The organism is Psychrobacter faecalis (assembly GCF_016107575.1).
Lineage (GTDB): Bacteria > Pseudomonadota > Gammaproteobacteria > Pseudomonadales > Moraxellaceae > Psychrobacter > Psychrobacter faecalis.
In genome coordinates this window covers 50,118-69,557 of record NZ_JABAST010000013.1, presented here as the reverse complement: position 1 = coordinate 69,557, position 19,440 = coordinate 50,118, and the positions used below count along the sequence as shown (strand labels likewise).

The 19,440-nt window shown below is 43.9% G+C and carries 17 protein-coding genes; 5 read left to right on the top strand and 12 right to left on the bottom strand.

The genetic code is table 11. From position 1 onward, the window contains the following. Positions 1-211 precede the first annotated feature (211 nt). The 8 genes from mpl to erpA form a co-directional block, all read right to left on the bottom strand. Entirely contained in the window at positions 212-1,702 is a 1,491-nt protein-coding gene (gene mpl / locus JFC07_RS06180) for a UDP-N-acetylmuramate:L-alanyl-gamma-D-glutamyl-meso-diaminopimelate ligase (protein WP_068407302.1), read from the bottom strand. Between the two features lie 196 nt (positions 1,703-1,898). Beyond that, a complete protein-coding gene (locus JFC07_RS06175) occupies positions 1,899-2,531 on the bottom strand; it encodes a copper resistance protein NlpE N-terminal domain-containing protein (protein ID WP_102076621.1) in 633 nt (210 codons plus the stop codon). A gap of 421 nt (positions 2,532-2,952) precedes the next feature. Continuing rightward, positions 2,953-3,465, bottom strand: a complete 513-nt coding sequence (locus JFC07_RS06170; protein WP_068407305.1) for a disulfide bond formation protein B — start codon at positions 3,463-3,465, stop codon at positions 2,953-2,955. An 85-nt stretch (positions 3,466-3,550) separates the two neighbouring features. Continuing rightward, positions 3,551-5,125 carry a glutamate--cysteine ligase gene (gene gshA / locus JFC07_RS06165; RefSeq protein ID WP_082894365.1) on the bottom strand — a complete coding sequence of 525 codons (1,575 nt, stop codon included), beginning with the start codon at positions 5,123-5,125 and terminating at the stop codon, positions 3,551-3,553. Between the two features lie 295 nt (positions 5,126-5,420). Further along, positions 5,421-5,774, bottom strand: coding sequence for a roadblock/LC7 domain-containing protein (locus JFC07_RS06160; RefSeq protein WP_227678321.1), 354 nt, complete (start codon positions 5,772-5,774; stop codon positions 5,421-5,423). Positions 5,775-5,779: 5 nt separating this feature from the next. Continuing rightward, positions 5,780-6,283, bottom strand: coding sequence for an IS630 family transposase (locus JFC07_RS06155; RefSeq protein WP_227678322.1), 504 nt, complete (start codon positions 6,281-6,283; stop codon positions 5,780-5,782). Positions 6,284-6,296: 13 nt separating this feature from the next. Next, on the bottom strand, positions 6,297-6,617 hold the full coding sequence (locus JFC07_RS06150; protein WP_068407316.1) for an IS630 transposase-related protein: 321 nt from the start codon (positions 6,615-6,617) through the stop codon (positions 6,297-6,299). Positions 6,618-7,031: 414 nt separating this feature from the next. Next, positions 7,032-7,412, bottom strand: a complete 381-nt coding sequence (gene erpA, locus JFC07_RS06145) for an iron-sulfur cluster insertion protein ErpA (protein WP_068407319.1) — start codon at positions 7,410-7,412, stop codon at positions 7,032-7,034. A 573-nt stretch (positions 7,413-7,985) separates the two neighbouring features. On the opposite strand from erpA, the gene JFC07_RS06140 reads away from it, so the two are divergent. Then, positions 7,986-10,052, top strand: a complete 2,067-nt coding sequence (locus JFC07_RS06140; RefSeq protein ID WP_198328647.1) for an ATP-binding cassette domain-containing protein — start codon at positions 7,986-7,988, stop codon at positions 10,050-10,052. A 138-nt stretch (positions 10,053-10,190) separates the two neighbouring features. Here the strand turns inward: JFC07_RS06140 and JFC07_RS06135 are convergent, their stop codons facing one another. Further along, positions 10,191-10,553 (bottom strand): septal ring lytic transglycosylase RlpA family protein, encoded by a 363-nt coding sequence (locus JFC07_RS06135; protein WP_102076714.1) that lies wholly within the window; start codon positions 10,551-10,553, stop codon positions 10,191-10,193. Between the two features lie 461 nt (positions 10,554-11,014). On the opposite strand from JFC07_RS06135, the gene JFC07_RS06130 reads away from it, so the two are divergent. Both JFC07_RS06130 and JFC07_RS06125 read left to right on the top strand, forming a co-directional pair. Then, positions 11,015-12,031, top strand: coding sequence for a DnaJ C-terminal domain-containing protein (locus JFC07_RS06130; protein WP_068407330.1), 1,017 nt, complete (start codon positions 11,015-11,017; stop codon positions 12,029-12,031). Positions 12,032-12,161: 130 nt separating this feature from the next. Then, positions 12,162-12,485, top strand: coding sequence for a chaperone modulator CbpM (locus JFC07_RS06125; protein ID WP_068407333.1), 324 nt, complete (start codon positions 12,162-12,164; stop codon positions 12,483-12,485). A gap of 119 nt (positions 12,486-12,604) precedes the next feature. Here the strand turns inward: JFC07_RS06125 and sstT are convergent, their stop codons facing one another. From sstT to JFC07_RS06110, 3 genes are all read right to left on the bottom strand, one after another. Then, positions 12,605-13,807, bottom strand: coding sequence for a serine/threonine transporter SstT (sstT, locus tag JFC07_RS06120; RefSeq protein WP_068407337.1), 1,203 nt, complete (start codon positions 13,805-13,807; stop codon positions 12,605-12,607). A gap of 196 nt (positions 13,808-14,003) precedes the next feature. Further along, positions 14,004-14,492 carry a DNA polymerase III subunit chi gene (locus tag JFC07_RS06115; RefSeq protein WP_068407340.1) on the bottom strand — a complete coding sequence of 163 codons (489 nt, stop codon included), beginning with the start codon at positions 14,490-14,492 and terminating at the stop codon, positions 14,004-14,006. Between the two features lie 50 nt (positions 14,493-14,542). Beyond that, the gene (locus tag JFC07_RS06110) at positions 14,543-16,195 is read right to left on the bottom strand and encodes a leucyl aminopeptidase (protein ID WP_068407343.1); all 1,653 of its coding nucleotides are present in this window, start codon (positions 16,193-16,195) and stop codon (positions 14,543-14,545) included. A gap of 610 nt (positions 16,196-16,805) precedes the next feature. On the opposite strand from JFC07_RS06110, the gene JFC07_RS06105 reads away from it, so the two are divergent. Together JFC07_RS06105 and lptG are read left to right on the top strand one after the other, a co-directional pair. Continuing rightward, positions 16,806-18,095: an LPS export ABC transporter permease LptF gene (locus JFC07_RS06105; protein ID WP_068407346.1), complete on the top strand. Its 1,290-nt coding sequence runs from the start codon at positions 16,806-16,808 to the stop codon at positions 18,093-18,095. Beyond that, entirely contained in the window at positions 18,095-19,336 is a 1,242-nt protein-coding gene (gene lptG, locus JFC07_RS06100) for an LPS export ABC transporter permease LptG (RefSeq protein WP_068407349.1), read from the top strand. Before JFC07_RS06105 ends, lptG begins: the two co-directional genes overlap by 1 nt. The last annotated feature ends 104 nt before the right edge of the window (positions 19,337-19,440 follow it).

Below are 19,440 nucleotides of genomic sequence, written 5' to 3'. Positions count from 1 at the left end.
AGATTAGTGAGGTGCTCTTCTTTTTTCAATCACTTTCGAAGTTGAGAGTGGGGTATAATGTGTAAATTATTCAAATAATTATATGAACTTATAAACGTTAGAAAAGTCATCTATAGAACGGCAGGTAACCATAAAAAAAGCATAGCTCGTTTAACGAACTATGCTTTTAGAAATAATCAGGCTTTAATACGCTTGCTATATAAGTGGAGATTTATTTATTGCGCAGCGCGGTCAGTAGACGCTGGTGAATACCTTCAAAGCCGCCATTCGACATAATGACAATCGCATCGCCCGCTTGAGCGTTATTAATAATATGCCCAATAATCGCCTCGGTACTAGGCAATACTTGCTGGCTTGCGATATTGGGATTGTTAGCTTTGGCATTATCAATGACGTCTTTTAGACCCCATTCAAGTCCGGTTGGCTCATACCATAAAGTATGGTCGGCAAGGACGGCAGACTCAGCCAAGCTGTCTTGGTGAATACCCATTTTCATGGTGTTGCTGCGCGGCTCGATAATCGCCCAAATCCGTCTGTCTGCCAGTTTCTTTTTAGCGCCATCTAAGGTAGTGGTAATGGCGGTTGGATGATGGGCGAAATCATCAAATACCAAGATGTCGTTGACATCGCCAATCAGCTCCATACGACGTTTGATACCAGCAAAGGCGGATAATGCCGCGCACGCAGCTTTGATATCCACTCCAATGTTATAAGCGGCGGCAACCGCAACTAGCGCATTATTAACGTTATGAATGCCGCTCATCGACCAATCGACAATCGCGGTATGCTCATCGTTCCCTGCAAAGCTGACGCTAAATTGACCGCCATCAGCGCTGATAAGCTCGGCTTGCCAGTCGCTAGTGTGCTGTAAATTTTGCTCGTCTTTTTTATAATCAACTGACTGTTTATCAATAACGGCTGTCCGCCAAACTGGCGTCCAAACACCCTTTGCTAAAGTCTCTTCTAGACTGATGGTCGCCGCTGGCATGATGATTTTGCCGCTACTTGGAATCATACGCACCATATGGTGAAACTGGGTTTGGATAGCGTTTAGGTCAGCGAAAATATCGGCATGGTCAAATTCAAGATTGTTTAAAATAGCGGTACGCGGGCGATAATGGACGAACTTTGAGCGTTTATCAAAAAACGCTGAATCGTATTCATCGGCTTCAATAACGAAGTAGCCGATTTTTTCTCCACTGCCATCAGCGACTTTTTCAGCACCCAAGTAGCTGCTATGGGCAAAGACTTGTTGCAGGTGTTCATCGCTCGTATTAACCAAGGGCACGCCGCCAATCAAAAATCCTGTATCAATACCGGCATAATGTAATATCCACGCCAGCATGGTGGTCGTGGTGGTTTTACCATGCGTACCAGCCACAGCGATGACATGGCGCGATTGCAACACTTGCTCGGATAAGAACTGCGGCCCTGAGGTATAGCGCAGGCCGCTATCGAGCATATATTCGATGACATCCATGCCACGCTTCATAGCATTACCAACCACCACCAAATCAGGCGCTGGCTGCAAATGCTCGACCAAATAACCTTCGGCAATGGTCACGCCTGCATTTTCAAGTTGGGTGGACATCGGTGGATAAACATTGGCGTCTGAGCCTGTGACCGTATGCCCAAGGCTGCGCGCCAGTAACGCCAGCGAGCCCATAAAAGTACCACAAATACCAAGAATATGAATATGCATAGACGTTCCGTACACGCTTAAAAAAAGGAGATTGAGCTTGAATGTCAGCCAACAGGTAGTGGTGCAGCAGGCAGTTTAGTAGACAGCTCAATAATCAAAGCCTCATTGTAAAGTAAACACCATAAGATGACCAATAAAAAACGCCTAGTCAGTAGGCGTTGTGTGGACTCTCAATTTGGCTGAGGTAGGCAGTTATTTATTTACGAGAAAGGGTGTAGTCATCGTTAAGATTGGCATCAGCGTCCATCATAATCAAATGGTTGTCACTGATTTTATAGGTTTCGATGTTTTTTCTCTCATAAACGATGGTGATTTTATCGTCATCTTGGCGATAAACCCCTGATTCTAACAAAGGCGGAACGGTCGGCGCTGCATCATTAAAAACACTGGTTTTTAGCACAGAGCCATCAGCGAATAAATTTAAGGTAACCTCGATATTATCGCAAGAAGCACACGGTACCACACCGCCATAATCGCCCATCAAGGTGGCTTGTAAGCTGCTGTCGCTATTGGCGGCCGAAATCATCGGCGCGCGGCGACTGTTATCACTTGAGTTTGCCGCTGCTATCAGTGATTGGCCTTCTGCATTATCTGCCTCATCCACTGCATCGTCAGTCAGATTATTTTGAACATCAACATCCTGCAAGTCAGCAAGTGCGACACTATTGGTAGTCTGAGCACCTTGCGTCGTTGTGTTATTGGCAGTCGTAGAAGATGAGGCGCTATCACAGCTCGTGAGTAGCAAACAGAGCGGCAGCGCTAGCAAGGGGCGCGTACAGCGTCTCATAGCGGTAATTGCAGCGGAGGAATAGGGTAAGAGAGTAATCATAGCGTTACCAAAAAACATTTTTTAATAGTGGGTTTAAGCCTTGTCAGTAGGATAACTAATTAAAGTCTTGGTAAAAGTTAAAGAAATTGTGAGGGACAATCTTAGCGCCAACAGGCAGCGCTTGCGACCCTAACTTCGTTAAATTATGTGATAAACCTCATGGTTTTGATAGCAAAGCTCGCGCTGAGGTCTTGCAAACACTGGCTATATACATTTAAAGTGCAATTAAGACTACCGTTATTCCATTAGGGTAAATAAACACCTTGGATATATCAAAGTGTAAAAGTGACTAGAGCGTGTCGTTAATTAAACCCTATGGCTTTAACCGTGCTAAAAACGCCTGAAATATGAGCCAAAAAAATAACCGTCCATGCATTGTGCAGGACGGTTATTGGCTACTCATAAGGGTAGTAGAAGCAGGTTAGCGGGCAGGGCGCACGATACGCCATAAAATTAATACATGTACCAATATCAAAATGCTAAATAAAATCAAAGATTGCTCAGGGATACTCAAACCCATAAACGTCCACTCAATAGACGCGCATTCACCAGAGCCGGCAAATACTTCTTTTAATACTTGCTGCATCGGTAGGGTATCAAGCCAATAATCTAAGCCGGGCCCACAAGAAGGCACTTGGTCGGCGGGCAAATGCTGTAGCCATACGTGCCGACCGGCAACTGCTGCTGCCCAGCCAATCCCAGCCAAACTGCCAAGCCATAATAGTAAGCGGACGATTTTTGATTTTGGGTCAAATATAGCGGCAATCAAAGCAAAGCCGCCCATAACCATCAGACCGATGCGCTGAAAGATACATAGCGGACAAGGCGAAAATCCCATATAACGCTGTAAGAAAAATAGCGCAAAGCTCATACCGATCACGGCCATGATTACTAAAAATACTTGCAGATTACGGTAAGTGGTCAGCTGTCGCATGGGGCGAATACTCTTATAAAATGCTCATTGATATAGGATAAAACTAATAAAAAGTAGACTGTTAAAAGGTCAAATTAATCAACCATTAGCGGTACTGTTGTAAAAATTCCATAAAATCTTCGGTTTCGGCGGCTTCAAGCTCTGCCTGCTGCAAGATAGATTTTTCGGCAAGTACTTCATATTTGGCTTGGGTGTTTGGGCTCAACGTCTGCTGTAATATCGACTCACGATGCTGCTGCGCCAAAGTAAAGCCAAGCTGCCATAAGCTGCCCAAACGTTTACTATCCGAGTTCACTTGTGCTGAGATGGTTGATTCAGAATGTCCCGCTTTACCTTGCATCAAGGCAACCGCTGTCCGATATTCATTACCACCATAATGCGCGTCAAGCAGCTCTGCCAATGGCTGCATACGGCTTAAGTGCATAAGCATCCAGCTTTCTAGGGTTTGTTCATCGCCATTATTAATGATTTGCAAGTTTTCGCGGCGACCTTCGTTGACCACGCGTTCTAAATTAACCGCCAACGCCTCTTCTTCTGCTGGCAGCAGCTCTGGCGAATCACTCAGCAAGCAGTACAACGCCATCACTTCTAAAAAGCAGGCGCTAGATAAACGAATGCCAATATCGCTATAAGGGTCGAGGTCGATAGCACGAAACTCAACGTAAGCGATACCGCGACGCTCAAGCGCTTCGGTTGGGCTCTCGCCACTCATCGCGATTTGTTTGGGGCGAATCGGACTATAGTATTCATTTTCTATTTGTAGAATATGGTCATTGATTTGTATCGGATTGCCGTCGGCATCATCTAAGCCAAGTTTCTCAAAGCTTGCATGCGGGGTCTGAATCGCACGGCGCAGTCCTTTGATATACTCGGGCAAATTATTATAACGAATATCGAGATGTTCTTGCACGCTGTTGGTATAGCCAAGCTTGCCCATACGTAGGCTGGTCGCCGTCGGTCTATAGTAGGTTGAGTCATTGAGCAGCTCAAGGTCATGCTCGATACCTGACACAAAGCACGGACAAACGCTAGGGCTTGCCCCCAATAAATACAGTACCAAACTGGTCAGACGTTTAAAGTTACGAATCAATCCCAGATACTTGTCATTTTTAAATTCGGTTAGGGTCAAATCTTGCGCGTTTGGCGTTTGCGCTTGCCACGCGGCAAATAAATCATCGCCAAACGATAGGTTATAGTGCAAGCCGGCAATCGTCTGCATACGGCGACCATAACGGATACCAAGTCCACTACGATAGAGGGTTTTTAGCTTACCCGTATTAGAGCTGCCATAGTCTGCTAGCGGAATATCTTCATCTTTTGATGACAGCATACACGGCATTGACAATGGCCACATCAGCTCGCCTTCAGGCATACCTTGATAAACCAATAAATGCAATTGGCGCAACATGGTTAGCGTTTCTTTTGGAGAGGTTTTTGGGTCAGTGATAAGTTCGAGCAGACTTTCAGAGTAATCGGTGGTGATAAATGGATGGGTGAGCTTGGAGCCAAGCTTGGCTGGATGCGGAGTTTGCGCCAAGTAGCCATCAGGTTTAACCCGCAGCCCTTCTTTTTCGATACCGCGCAGCATGCCGCTTAAATGCTTGCTATCAAACCAGTTTGGAATTTTAAAATCGACAAAGCTGCTCGCAAAATTACTCATAATAGTCATCTGTTGTTATTAGTTATGGTCGGTCGCCACACAATCGCTGTGCAACCGAAAAAACGGGTTATAGAATCACGTCAGTTTAGCCCAAAGCCGCCCCAAAAACCACGTACAATTACAAATACAGTAAGCTTCACTGGCGCTCAAATAACGGTTGTTTGGTTTATAAAATTGGTTAAACAGCACAGCTATTAGTCAAATCTGCTGCTCTAAATCAAACAGCTATAAAGCAAAAAAACATCTACTTATCAGGTAGATGCTTTAGATAACTCATTACTTAATATAAACAGGCTTACGAAAACTCTAATTCCGTCTCAAAACCTTTTAGAATATGACGCGCCATTGCAAGGTTTGATTTTTGACGGTCAAGTACAAGGTATAAAAATAAGCTGTCATTACGTACCAATGGACGTAGCAAATGATACTGCTTGCTCAAAGTGATAAGAATGTCTTCGATGTTCTCATCTAAATTTAGCGCTGCTGCTACTTTGCGCTTAGAGCGTAGTACTTCGGTGTTGCCAGCCGCTGCTAGATCAAGGTCGATGCCAGAGCCAAGCGTGGCCATTGCAAGACCAGATTCGCTGTCTACTAGCGCGGCGGCGATAAAGCCGTCGATGTCATTTAGTGCGTCAAGTGATATAGTCAAAGAACTTATAAATCGCCACACAGCCATAAGAAATAAAAGAACAGTGTGTCAACACAATCTAGCCGCCATTCCTTACGTTTTTGTTTGACCCAAGCCCACATTTGCTCGATAGGATTCAAATCAGGACTGTAAGGTGGCAGCCATAAAATAGTGTGCCCTGCATCTTCTATAAGTTCAGTTGTGTCTTTGCGCTTATGGAAGGTTGCATTATCCATAACGATTACACTGTCTTTCGGTAAGCTTGGTAGCAGCAGTTGTTCAACCCAGCTATGAAATACATCACTATTGACACTGCGATCATAAAGTCCAACAGCGAACAGCTGATTATTGTAAATAGCACCTATCGCATTGGTTTGGTTTTTAAGCTGCCAGTTGTATTGTCCAAAGCATTTTGCACCTCTATTAGAATAACCGTAAGGCCTGTTTTCATGAGACTTAAAGCCACTTTCATCAAGATAGATAATAGGCTTATCATCAAACTCAAATTGCGCTAACTTTTCAAGAAATATTAAACGTTTTTTATCATCTGCTTTTGGATGAGTTAAGCTCTTTTTTTTGAGTGATGCTGATTCGTTTTAATGCAATGCCTATCGCTCTTTGAGTACAATTAAAACGCCGAGCTCGTTCGTGCTGATAGTCATCAGGATAAGCCTCTACATCCGCTCTCAGTAATGCATCGTCTATTTTAGTTGGGGTAAACTGACGTTTTTTACGCTCAGGAAATTTTTTCCAACGCTGAATAGTGTTGGTGCTAATTTGATATTCCTCGGCAAGTTGTCGAATGCTATAGCCTTCTGCAAGCTTATTGAGGATCAGTTGTCGGTAGTCTTTTGAGTATGCCATATTATATACTGTAGCGGATTTTTGTTTCTTTTACTATAACTTCGCCATGAGGGGGTGCCTTCATAATTTGGGGTAGGAGTAGGATTTTTTTAGTGATTATTCTTTATGAGCAAAATCCTTTAATCAACAATCTTCTAACAACAATCTTTTAATAAAAGGCTCGCAAGCATAAGCTTTACAAACAGGTTAAGCGCTCACTCATACAACAGATTGATTAGACTAGCTACTCAAAAGAAGGCGGTATTTAAGCACATCCCCATAAAAAAACAATCGTAAACCGATTAAAGCCACCTTTTACCAGATTATCGGTCAAAAACGACTTTTTCAGTTTACGATTGTATACTTAAATTATCCCAACAATACTATATTGCTTGACTAGGTTACTTCTATAACGAAACTATTATCTCGACTTATTTAAAGAGAAAACGATGAACCACAGCCGCAAGTCGTAGTGGCATTTGGATTGGTGACAATAAAGCGCGCGCCTTCTAAACCCTCGGTATAGTCGACGGTCGAGCCTTGCAAATACTGATAGCTTAGCGAATCGACGACTAAGGTCACATCATCATTATCAAAATTGGCATCATCTTCATTGAGCTCATTGGCAAAGTTAAAGCCATAAGAGAAACCTGAACAGCCGCCGCCCGTCACATAGACACGCAGCATAAGATTGCTGTCACCTTCCTCTTCACGTAGGCGACGTACTTTTTTTGCCGCGCTGTCGGTCAAGTTTAAGGCGGTTGGGTCGACTGGTTGACTTGTGCTTGGATTAAATTGATTGGCTGATTCGTTCATATCTACCTCAGTTGCTAAAATCAAATGATTTGTTTTTTATTTCTGCGAGGTCGTCTATTTATACTGGATAGGGCGACTGATAAGTAGCGGCTGATAACGCCTAGGCTACGGTAAAATTTTTTATATTTGTTAAGGCATTTAGCAATGTAACATTTTAGCAATGTAACTTAGTATTGAAACATTATTGTGGCATGGCAATTTGGTGAATAGCAATACGGCCGCTACTTAACTTTAAACGCTCAATTTCGAACACCTAACTGCATGATGTCAATAGTATTTTACTAGTATAACATAATTGGGGTGCTGATTGATTTGTCAAGGGTGACAGTAGCGTTTGCAACTATATAGTAGTTTTACATGCCAAATAGCGGTTTTAAATGCCAAAACTTTTAATCGTTCGCATGCCATTATGATCGCAAGTGGTTTTTAGCCGTATAAAGGTTTGAATTTAAAATAGTTATTTAATCGTTTGCCTATGCGCCAAGCGTTTGAAATAATAGCCGCCTGTAAACATGCCAGACGTGTGTTTTTATTGCCTTAAGTTTTATATTATTGTTGAGATGAAGAAATTATATGATCGAATTTAAAGACGTTGGCGTTCGCCGTGATGGTCGTGAGTTGTTTGCAGGGGCAAGCTTTCAGCTCCATCCGGGCCATAAAGTTGGCTTGACGGGCAATAACGGCACCGGTAAATCCACCTTGTTTGCCTTATTATTGACGCAAATGGGCACCGGCGATACCGAAGTGACGCTTGATAAGGGTGAGGTGAGCATTCCTGATAGCTGGCAGGTGGCGCACATGGCGCAGGAAGTCGGGGCGAGCACGCAGACGGCGATAGATTATGTGCTAAGCGGTGATGAGCAGTGGTATGAGATTAATGCGGCGTTAAATGATTTAAGCAGTGTCAGTGAGGATCAGATTGGCGTATTGCATCAGCAGTTTGATGAAATTGACGGCTATCGTACGCCGACCAAAGCGGCCCAAATCATGGCAGGTCTTGGTTTTAAGACCAGTCAGCATGAATTGCCCGTTGAAGGGTTCTCGGGTGGTTGGCGTATGCGTTTAAACCTTGCCAAAACCTTGATGAGCCGCGCCGATTTAATGCTCCTTGATGAGCCAACCAACCATTTGGATTTGGACGCCATTCTTTGGCTTGAGACCTGGATTAATGCTTATACCGGTTTGGTGATTGTTATCTCGCACGACCAAGCGTTTTTGGACGCCACCGTCGGTCATATCTTGCACGTCGAACAACAAAAAATCACCCTTTATACAGGTAATTATCAGCAGTTTATCCGTACCCGTCACGAGCGTATGGCGCAGCAGCAGCAAGCGTTTGAAAAGCAACAAGCAACCAAAGCCCATTTGGATGACTTTATTCGTCGTTTCCGTGCCAAGGCCAGTAAAGCCAAACAGGCGCAAAGCCGTATTAAGCAGCTTGAGCGCATGGCGGAGCTGTCGCCGATGATGGCAGACAATCCGTTCTCGTTCCGCTTTTATGAGCCGGCCAATATGAGCTCGCCGCTGATAGAAATGAGCAATGCTGATATCGGCTATAGCGAGACGCCGCTTTTGCATAATGCCAACGTCCAAGTAACGCCCGACACCCGCCTTGGTTTATTGGGGATGAATGGCGCGGGTAAATCGACCTTGATTAAAGCCTTGGTTGGTGAAATTGGTATTTTATCAGGCAGCTATCGCGTCTCTGACACCTTAAAGCTTGGCTATTTTAATCAGCACCAAATGGATACTTTAGACGCCGCAGCGACACCGATGCAAATGCTGCGCCGCCTAGCAGGTAAAACCTCTGATGCCGAACTACGCTCGTTCCTTGGTAGTTTTGACTTTCGCGGCGACCGTATCGATACCCCAAGTGAGCTGTTTTCTGGTGGCGAGCGCGCGCGTTTGACTTTGGCATTAATCGTTTGGCAGCGTCCAAACGTGCTGGTTCTCGATGAGCCAACCAACCATTTAGACTTACAAATGCGTCAGGCTTTGACCATTGCCTTGCAAGGGTTTAAAGGGGCAGTGGTGCTGGTATCGCATGACCGTGAGCTGATTGCCAACGTCTGCGACGAGCTGTTTTTAGTGCATGACGGCCAAATCGACGAGTTCGATGGCGATATCAGTGACTACGGTAAATGGCTAGCAGAAAAACGCAAACAAGAAAATGCCTCGGACAAAAATACCGGTAAGAAAAAGAACAAAAAAGACAATAAGAAATCCGTTTCACGTGAAACAGATACAGGTTCGGCAAACAGTCAAATGACCAAACCATCAGTCAGCCAATCAGATCAAATAAACAGTAAAGCGTCAACTGCACCTGTAAATAATAAAGCCGCTCAGCCTTTGATTAGCAAAGAAGAGCAGCGCAAATTGGCTGCTGAGCAGCGTAAGCTCACCGCACCGATACGCCGTGAGATTGAAAACACAGAAAAAGCTTTGGCTAAAATTGATGAAAAATTGGCCAGTTTAGAAACCAAGCTTGCCGATACTGAGCTGTACGAAGAAAGCCGCAAGGCTGATTTATTGCTATTGTTAGATGAGCAGACTGCGCTACAACAGCAGCATAGTGATAATGAAGAAAAGTTGTTGCTAGCGATGACAAATTTAGAAGAAATGGAAGCGCGTTTCCAATAAAAAGTTGTCACGGCAAGGTGACAGCGTGATTATTTAAGCGCTTAATATAGTGGCTATATATAGTCACTATATATAGCCACTATAAAAACTCGTCGATATAAAAAAAGGGAGAGCCTAAGCTCTCCCTTTTTTATGCCATTATTCCATCCGGTATTTACCATCTCCATAAGACAGTATTTTCATAGTAGTTGTGCAAAGTTCACAGTTTATTTGACCAGCAGCGGCTTTCGATAAATCCAAAATACGACCTTTAATATAAGGTCCTCTATCAGTAATTTTTACGATTACGCTCTGCTTTGTCTTTTTGTTGGTCACTTGTACCTTCGTACCAAACGGCAGCGTTTTATGCGCGGCGGTGAGGGAGTTCATATTGAAGATACTGCCACTTGCGGTACGTTTGCCGTGGAACTTACTACCATAATAACTGGTGTTGCCGGCAAAAACAGTCGTACTTAACAGTAGCGATAAAGTGATGACTAAAGACTTGATTAAATAAGACATTTAATACCTATTTCTTGTTGATGAGATAGACAGATACTCTTGCCTATGTTACCCATACTCCCTGCGAGTACAAATAATAAAGGCATTTTACAAGAAAGAGCTTGTTATACCCTTACAGGTATGTAAAAGAACTACTAAGGTCAAAAGGGCGCTGTTACGCCTGCAAATCTATGATTCTCCACTGCTCAATCCTATTAACCACTCTTTAATTTTGTTAACAATATCTCCATTATTACTTATAAATATAGCCTTTATACTTAAGGTAACTATCTATTTGTCTAACAGTTTGGGTTGGTGTTGTTGGCCGTTTATTATTGTTATGATGATACGTAGATGACAATAACAATGATAACGACCAGACGTTATATGCGTTATATCGCTCTCATACAAACCGGTCCATCGTTTCGTTTACATTGGCATAGCAGTCTTATTCACAGGCTTTTATATTGAGGAAAATTAACATGGCAGAAAAAAATTACTATGACATTTTGGGCGTCAAAAAAGATGCCAGCGATGCTGAGATTAAAAAGAAATATCGTAAGCTGGTACGCCAATATCACCCTGACGTCAGTGATGATCCAGACGCTGATAATAAAATCGCGGAGATCAACAATGCTTATGAAACCCTTAGGGATAAAGATAAGCGTGCAGAATATGATGCCATGCTAGACAATCCTTTTGCTGGTGCAGGCGGCGCTGGTGGCTTTGGCGGTTTTGGTGGCCAATCGGCTGGTGGTCAAGGCGGTTTTCGCTGGGAAGACATCAATGATCAGTTTGGTGAAGGTCAAGCTTATGGTGGTGGCGGTTTTCGCTTCGATGATATCTTTTCAGCCTTTGGTCGCGGTGCGCGTGGACAAACTGGTGGCCGCTCACAAAGCAGCGGCTTTGAGCAGTTTGGCGGCGGTTTTGGCGCGCAAGACAGTCAAGGTCAAGACCAACATGCGGAGATTACCGTGGATTTGGCCTCGGTCTATAGCGGTGATGACTATAGCATCAAGTTAAATGTGCCCGTTCGTCAGGCGAATGGTAGGGTCGATTATGAAAATAAAACCCTTAAAATCAAAATTCCTAAAGGTATCACCGATGGCAAGCAAATCCGCTTAGCAGGACAAGGGGCTGCTGGTATCGGCGGTGGTAAAAACGGCGATTTATTTTTAAAGGTTAAAATCAGTCACGCTGGTAATATCCGTATTGAAGGCGCCGATGTTTATCAAACCGTTAATATTGCGCCTTGGGAAGCGGCGCTCGGTGAAAAAATTACCGTTAATACCCCAGCTGGCTCGCTTGGGGTGACGATTCCTAAAAACAGCAAATCAGGTAGCAATTTACGCCTAAAAGGTAAAGGTATTCCTGCGAAGCAAGCGGGCAATCTATATTTAACCTTAAATATCGTCAATCCTGATGTCAGCAGCGAGGCGGCTATAAAAGCGTATGAACAGCTTAAAGAAGCGTTTGCTGATACCAGTATCAGCCGTTAACGACGGGTATTAACAGCTATTATTAACGATTGGTGCTATCAGTTTTTAACTGTGATGAATCATGAATAATCGCCTTGTAATAGAGATAAAGACCATACGATAAAATAAAGCGCAAACGAGGATAATCATTATGAAACACTCGCCTGAATTTACCGACATTATCTTGAGCCTAGATGAGCTCGTATCTGCCTGTGGGCAAGAGCGCCAATGGGTCATCGAATTGCTTGAAGAAAATATTATCGAATATGATGTACCAGAGCGTCAGCAGTTTACTGGCTATCAGTTGACGACCGTGCGCCGTGCCTCGCGCCTCAGCCGTGACTTTGAAGCCAGCGTACCAGCGATTGGTTTAATACTGGAGTTACTAGATGAGGTTGAGCAGCTGCGTCAATTTAAGCGCCAGCTTGATATGCAGATGCCAGTGATTGAAGTAGACGTCGAGCATTTAAAATAATAGCCAATGTCTTATTATTATCCATAAAAAAGGGTCTCTAAATGAGACCCTTTATACTATTAAAAATACCGCTTTAAAAATGACGGTTTTTCAATAAAACTAACGTCAATAACTAATAACTAACGCGCATATTTTGGATCAGCGGCAGCAGTAAATAAGACGTCTGTTGATGAGTTTAGCGCAGTTTCAGCGGAATCTTGTACCACCCCGATGATAAAGCCAATTGCCACCACTTGCATGGCGATATCGTTTGGAATACTAAATAAGCTTGCTGCCAATGGAATTAAAAGTAGCGAACCACCAGCCACACCAGAAGCGCCGCAAGCACTAATCGTTGCGACCAAACTTAGTAGTAGCGCTGAGGCAAAGCTTACTTCGATACCAAGTGTATGCGCTGCTGCTAGGGTTAAGACGTTAATGGTAATCGCCGCACCGGCCATATTGATGGTCGCACCTAGCGGAATGGTGACTGAATAAGTGTCTTCGTGTAGACCTAATTTACGTGCAAGGTTCATATTAACCGGAATGTTAGCGGCTGATGAACGGGTAAAAAACGCGGTAATCCCTGATTCACGCAGGCAAGTAAACACCAGTGGGAAAGGGTTTTTACCCGTCTTAACTAAGACGATAATAGGGTTGACCACTAGCGCAATAAACAACATACAACCGACCAGTACCATCAAGATGCGCGCATAACCTGCTAGGGCGGCAAAGCCTGTCTCAGCGACGGTATTGGCAACCAAGCCTAAAATACCAAATGGCGCTAGCGCAATGACCCATTTGACCACTTGCGAGATGGCATCAGAAAAATCACTGACCACCGCCCGCGCGGTATCGCTGGCTTGACGTAGGGCAAAACCAATGATGATTGCCCACGCTAAAATACCAATATAATTGGCATCAGCGATGGCCTGCACAGGGTTGGCAACCAAATTCATCAGCAGGTTGGTGAGTACTTCTTGCAGGTTAGCAGGGGGTACTTGCTCAATGTTGGCATTGACCAATATTAGCTCGGTTGGGAATAAGAAGCTTGCGCCAACGGCGGTCAGTGCTGCCAAAAAAGTGCCGAACATATACATAATCAACACCGGTTTGACATACACCTCATTGCCACTGCGATGTTGGCTAATCGCTGCCATGACCAAAATAAAGACCAATATCGGCGCGACTGCTTTTAGGGCGCCGACAAATAGCGTCCCTAATAGGCCCAGCGCAACACCGATATTTGGCGCCAGCCAGCCAATCAAAACGCCTAATATTAAACCGATAATAATAAGCGGCACCAGCCCTATACGCTGGTACATCGCAATCAATGAACGCATCTATACACCCTCGACTTTGTCAATAAATATAAAATTTATAATAGAACGGAAAAGTAATCGAAGGATGGTAGCATTTTTTTAAGATAAACGCCTACCTTTAACCCATGCCTACCTAGGCACATAAGGTCAAGTAAAAGTGCACAATGTGAAAAAATAGAAGTGTTTTTTAAGACAAAAAATAGATAAGGTTTGTCGATTAAACCTTAAAATGGGTCAGCTCGTAGCCCAATTGTTGATAGGCTTTGTATTTATGCCGACCTTCTTGCGTACTCTCAGGGTCAGGTTTTATCAGCTCAAGCACCCGAGTAGGCTGGGCATTATTGGTCGCTGCCATAAAACGATTGACAGGATGGATGGTGGTATTTAGGACAATACCTTTAAAATCCGCTGGCATATAACTGCTAAGTAAAACAGGGGCTAATGCCTCATTATTATCTTGCACAGGTTTACTAGCATCTTTAGGCTCAGAAATAGTAGCGTGCAAAAGTCGCTGATGCGGTATAAAGCTTGCGCCATCATATGACCATAGCGCTTCATCAAGCGTCGATAGCAATTCATCATCTTTATCAATGAGAATCAAGAGCGGTTGGCTGCTTTTGTTCAGCGCGGTTTGGGTCAATTGACAAATAAAGCCCAAGATATCTTGGGCTTTACTCTCACTTAAAATATAAAAACTGATGTTCATAAATTCATTTTCATAAATTGGTATTTTACCAATAGATTATTAATAACAGATTAGGCATTGTTTGCGCTGTTTTTGAGGTATTGCATAAATAGCGGAACAGGGCGACCAGTTGCTGCTTTGTCTTGACCAGAATTCCATGCCGTACCAGCGATATCCAAATGCGCCCATGCTTGACCTTCTTCAACGAAGCGAGATAAGAAACAAGCGGCTGTGATAGCCCCGCCACCTTTACCACCGATGTTTTGCATATCAGCGATAGGCGAGTCAAGCTGTGTTTGATACTCATCATCTAACGGCATATGCCAGATTAAATCGCCCGATAAATGACTGGCGTTTTCTAGTTCAAATAACACGTCTTCGTCATTACTAAATACCGCTGAGCGCACGTGACCTAAGGCAACCACACAAGCGCCGGTCAACGTTGCCACATCAATAATGGCTTTTGGATTATAGCGCTGTACATAGCATAACGTATCGGCCAACACCAAACGACCTTCGGCATCGGTATTTAAGATTTCAACCGACTTGCCATTCATGGCTTTGACGATATCACCAGGGCGCGTGGCATCACCTGATGGCATGTTTTCCGCACAAGCAAGCGCACCAACGACATTAATTGGTAGACGCGCTTCACATAAAGCTTTAATCGTACCGAGTACTGAGGCTGAACCGCCCATATCAAATTTCATCTCATCCATCGCCGCACCGGGTTTGATTGAGATACCGCCTGAATCAAAGGTCACGCCTTTACCGACTAAGACGATAGGCGCATCATCATTGACAGTTTTTGCATCGCTGTTTTTGTCAGATTTTTTACTAGCAGCTTTGGTCGGTAATTTATCTGCCAAGGCTTTTAGACCGCCTGTTACTTTTGCACCGCTATTAGCGATTTTGCTAGCGCTGGCTTTAGCGCTAAAGTTAGATTTACCGCGGTACTCTAACAATACCAATTTACCTTCTTTGGCTGAACCTTGGGCAACCGCTAAGAAGCAGTTCATACCCAGCGCTGACATCTCATCTTCACCCAAGACGGTGACTTTTAATAAGTCAGGATAAGCTTTGGCAAGCGCTTCGGCTTGTTCGGCCATGTAAGCTGGGAAGCAGATATTGCCCGGCTCATTGGCGACATCACGGGTCAAGCTTTGACCAGCGAATACCGCTTGAGCAAAGTCTAATGCCGCTTGCAAAGACTGGTCGGCAAGTAAATAGATGTCGGTTAAAACAGGCGTGTTTTGCTCAGATTTATATTTGTCAAAACGGTAGCTTGCTGCGAGTAAATTCAAAGCAAACTGGCTGAAATGATTTTCTTCTAGCGCATCACCTAAAGCAACGGTGATAGAGTCAACACGTTTTTGCGTGCTTTGATAAATGGTATTAGCGATTTTCTGCAAGCCGCTATGACTAAGCTTATCAATATTACCCACACCGACGAGTAACAGCTGTACTGGATTTTCTTTAGCCGTTTTTTTATCACCAGCCAAGGCATAATCAGCGACGGTTTCGCAGGCTTTACCATTAAAATGTGATACTTCCATCAATTGCTTAATACGGCTTTGATAATCGCTTAATGTGGCTTCAGCTAAGATATTTTTCTTATCATCGATGAGTACCACAAGACAGGCGGCATCTTTACTTTTGGCTTCTTTTTTAAGTATTTTTTGTGTATGGGTTTTTGGCAGGGTTTGCGTTAATTTAATATTCATATAATTATCCTTATTAGAGTTATGAAATGCATATTTTATTAATGTATTCGTGCTTTTTAAAATAATACTTTTTAAACGCCGTTGCTTATGCAGCTAGCACAATAGTGTAGCATATTGCGAGGCGAGTGCGCAGCGAGCGCGGCGTCGCTATCAATATAGCAATCCTATATTTTTTGAATCGACTGCCTATTTATTTGTTCTGTTTAAAGTATTTATACTAATTAAATTTGGCAGAAACAGTAGTTTAGCAACAAAACCTAAAAAAGCGCGCTCAGGGATACCAAGGACAAACAAACTTTGCTAAATAGTATAAAGCAAACATACGGCGTAAATAGTTAATAGATTCACGCTTAGATTAAGGTATTCTTATAAATTATATACGCTGTAGGCTTTGTTAGTTTTAGCTATTATGAACCAAACAATCAAGGCTTATAGCAAGATGCATACAATGTTTTCCAACACATTTCACAGCCATTTTTGAGCAAAATATGCTAGGATTAGCGGTTATCTTTATCGCTACTATTTATAACGTAGCGCCAGTCAAACTGCGCTAAATTGTGCGCATACCAACCTTTTTTAAAGAGTGCCTATTGTGATATTACGCCGCTATATGACTCAACAAGTTGCCTCAACGACCGCTTTGGTGTTGGGGTTTTTAGTGGTGATGATGCTCGGCGGCCGCTTAATCCGTTACTTTGGCATTGCCGCAGAAGGCAATCTGGACATCAGCTTATTATTTACCATCATTGGTTATAATTTACCCTACTTTTTAGAGCTTATCCTACCGTTGGCATTTTTTATCGCGCTCATGCTAGTATTCGGGCGCTTGTATGTTGACCAAGAAATGGCGGTGATTAATGCCAGCGGCGTGTCGCGCGGTAAGCTTGGACGTTTGATGACGCCATTGATATTGGCATTATTTGTTGGAGAGGCGGCCTTATCTATTGTTGGAAAACCGTGGGGCGTACGCTCATCGGAAAGTGTTTGGCAGCAACAGGCATTGACCAGCGCTTTTGATTTGATTCGCCCCAATCAGTTTATCAGTAGTGGCAATTATCATTTGTACGTCGGCAGCTTGAGTGATGATAAAAAGCAATTGCAAGATGTGATATTGATACAATCTGAGCCTAAGCCTAAAGGCAATGCAGCAAAAAACGCGGCCGCTGATGTAAATAATAATATCGACCCAGAAACTGCTGAGCAGCTCAATATTCCAGAGCTACCAAAAGCCCTTATAGGCAAGAATAGTATCAGTAAAGATACCATTACCCTTGCCAAACGCGCTCAGCAAGTAGATACCGGCAGTAGCGGCGTCACCCAATTGGACTTATTCCAAGGTCGCCGCTATGAAGTCGGCGCGGGCAGTTTAAAATACAATCAAGTGGGCTTTGATCGCTACCGTATCACCTTGACCGAATCCTCTAAAGAAGTCATCACCGAAGCCAATATCGAAACCCAAGCGATTGGTCCATTATGGCAAGCCGCAACAGGCAGTACAGCAGTGAATAGCGAAAAAGCATTACGAGCGGCACAAGGGGAGCTTGGCTATCGTCTTGCTTTGCCTTGGCTGATGATTATTGCACCGATGCTGGCCGTGCCACTGGCGCAAGTACGTCCGCGTCAAGGTCGCTGGCTGCGCTTGTTCCCATCGATTTTATTATTTGTCAGCTGTGCGCTGGGTATTATTTCCCTCAAAAATGCGGTGAGTAAAGGCAGTGTTAGCGTTTGGGCGTATGCATGGTTGGTATTAGGCTTTATGGCATTGGCGCTCTATATGAATTGGGGCAGCCGCGTCCAACATCGTTTGCGCTTTCGCAAACCAGATGAGCTGTTAACCGTTAGCGAGCATCAAGGCAATATTGACCAAAAAAGCAATGGCTCACAAGGAGGACAATCCTAATGAGCGCTTTATTCTCTAAATCATCATCGTCTAATTCATCAAAGCCAAATTCGCCAAAAGCCAAACTGAAATTTGCGCCTAAACCAACCAATCTAAAAGTGCTGAGCCGTTACGTTAAACTAAACGCTTTGCTTGCCATCATCGGCGCGGTTATAGGCTTGTGGGCATTGCAGCTGGTATTTTCTTATTTGTCTGAGCTAGATTCGTTAGATGATAACTATACGATGGGCGAGGCGATTAAATATATCTTTTATCGCTCGCCTTACTTTTTAGAGCAATTTATCCCAACGGGCGCGTTACTTGGCGCCGTGGTCGGTTTGGGTTTATTGGCCAATAAAAGCGAGCTGGTCGTCATGCGCGCTGCTGGCGTCAGTGTTTATCGTATCGTCGGCTGGGTGTTGCAGCCTGCCTTGATTTTTGTGCTATTGGCATTGGTGATTAATCAGTTTGTCCTACCGCATTCGAATCAGTTGGCGCAAGAGATTAACGATGAAGATAACAGCTCGCTTGTCACCTCGGTACGCGGTTATTGGACGGTACAGCCACGCTTTGAGAGTGCAAAAGACGGCAGTGCCAAGCCAGATGGCAGCGATATTTTATATATCGATTATGCCGATGTGCAAGGCAATATCGGCGAAGTTAAACGTTGGCATTTGGATAATAATGGCAATCTGCAATCTGCTATTCATGCTGAGGGCGGCAAATATATCGGCCGCGAACCGATAGATACCGATAGCAGCAAGCCGAGCGAGCAATACCGTTACGAGTGGCAGCTGAATAATATGACCAAGCTGATGATTGGTCAGGGCTTTGAGAGTAGCCAAGCTATCGCACCGTCAGATACCTTGAGTTTGCCTTTTGCCCCTGAGTCGGTGTATTTACTCACTCGTAAGGCCGAAGATTTATCATTGACCCAGTTATATGAGCATCGCCAATTTATGCGCCAGCAAGGCACGCGCTCGTTAAGTCATGAGCTGGCCTTTTGGCAAAAGCTGCTGTCACCATTATCGATTTTATCGCTGGTAATTGTCGCTTGCTCATTCGTTTTTGGCTCACTACGTACGCATAGCTTGGGCTTACGCATCGTGGTGGCATTGCTATTTGGCTTGCTGTTTAGTTATGTGCAAGACTTGGTTGGCTTTGTTTCGCTCGCGACTGGATTCTCGCCATTATTAATGGTGTTATTACCGATTATCGCCAGTGCGATATTGGGTGGTTATTTGTTGAAGCGGCAAATGTAACCTTAAAAATGTAATTGTAAAAATATAACTTTAAAAATATAGTTCTAAAAATTTAGCCATAAAAAATCCCGCTAAGACATCATCTTGTTAGCGGGATTTTTGTT

What these genes read in the sequence shown, in the direction of transcription:
- JFC07_RS06140 (WP_198328647.1), top strand. Translation starts at nt 7,986, where the DNA reads ATGATCGAATTTAAAGACGTTGGCGTTCGCCGTGATGGTCGTGAGTTG.
- JFC07_RS06125 (WP_068407333.1), top strand. Translation starts at nt 12,162, where the DNA reads ATGAAACACTCGCCTGAATTTACCGACATTATCTTGAGCCTAGATGAG.
- JFC07_RS06110 (WP_068407343.1), bottom strand. Translation starts at nt 16,195, where the DNA reads ATGAATATTAAATTAACGCAAACCCTGCCAAAAACCCATACACAAAAA.
- gshA (WP_082894365.1), bottom strand. Translation starts at nt 5,125, where the DNA reads ATGAGTAATTTTGCGAGCAGCTTTGTCGATTTTAAAATTCCAAACTGG.
- sstT (WP_068407337.1), bottom strand. Translation starts at nt 13,807, where the DNA reads ATGCGTTCATTGATTGCGATGTACCAGCGTATAGGGCTGGTGCCGCTT.
- JFC07_RS06150 (WP_068407316.1), bottom strand. Translation starts at nt 6,617, where the DNA reads ATGGCATACTCAAAAGACTACCGACAACTGATCCTCAATAAGCTTGCA.
- JFC07_RS06170 (WP_068407305.1), bottom strand. Translation starts at nt 3,465, where the DNA reads ATGCGACAGCTGACCACTTACCGTAATCTGCAAGTATTTTTAGTAATC.
- JFC07_RS06175 (WP_102076621.1), bottom strand. Translation starts at nt 2,531, where the DNA reads ATGATTACTCTCTTACCCTATTCCTCCGCTGCAATTACCGCTATGAGA.
- JFC07_RS06115 (WP_068407340.1), bottom strand. Translation starts at nt 14,492, where the DNA reads ATGAACATCAGTTTTTATATTTTAAGTGAGAGTAAAGCCCAAGATATC.
- JFC07_RS06135 (WP_102076714.1), bottom strand. Translation starts at nt 10,553, where the DNA reads ATGTCTTATTTAATCAAGTCTTTAGTCATCACTTTATCGCTACTGTTA.
- JFC07_RS06130 (WP_068407330.1), top strand. Translation starts at nt 11,015, where the DNA reads ATGGCAGAAAAAAATTACTATGACATTTTGGGCGTCAAAAAAGATGCC.
- lptG (WP_068407349.1), top strand. Translation starts at nt 18,095, where the DNA reads ATGAGCGCTTTATTCTCTAAATCATCATCGTCTAATTCATCAAAGCCA.
- mpl (WP_068407302.1), bottom strand. Translation starts at nt 1,702, where the DNA reads ATGCATATTCATATTCTTGGTATTTGTGGTACTTTTATGGGCTCGCTG.
- erpA (WP_068407319.1), bottom strand. Translation starts at nt 7,412, where the DNA reads ATGAACGAATCAGCCAATCAATTTAATCCAAGCACAAGTCAACCAGTC.
- JFC07_RS06105 (WP_068407346.1), top strand. Translation starts at nt 16,806, where the DNA reads ATGACTCAACAAGTTGCCTCAACGACCGCTTTGGTGTTGGGGTTTTTA.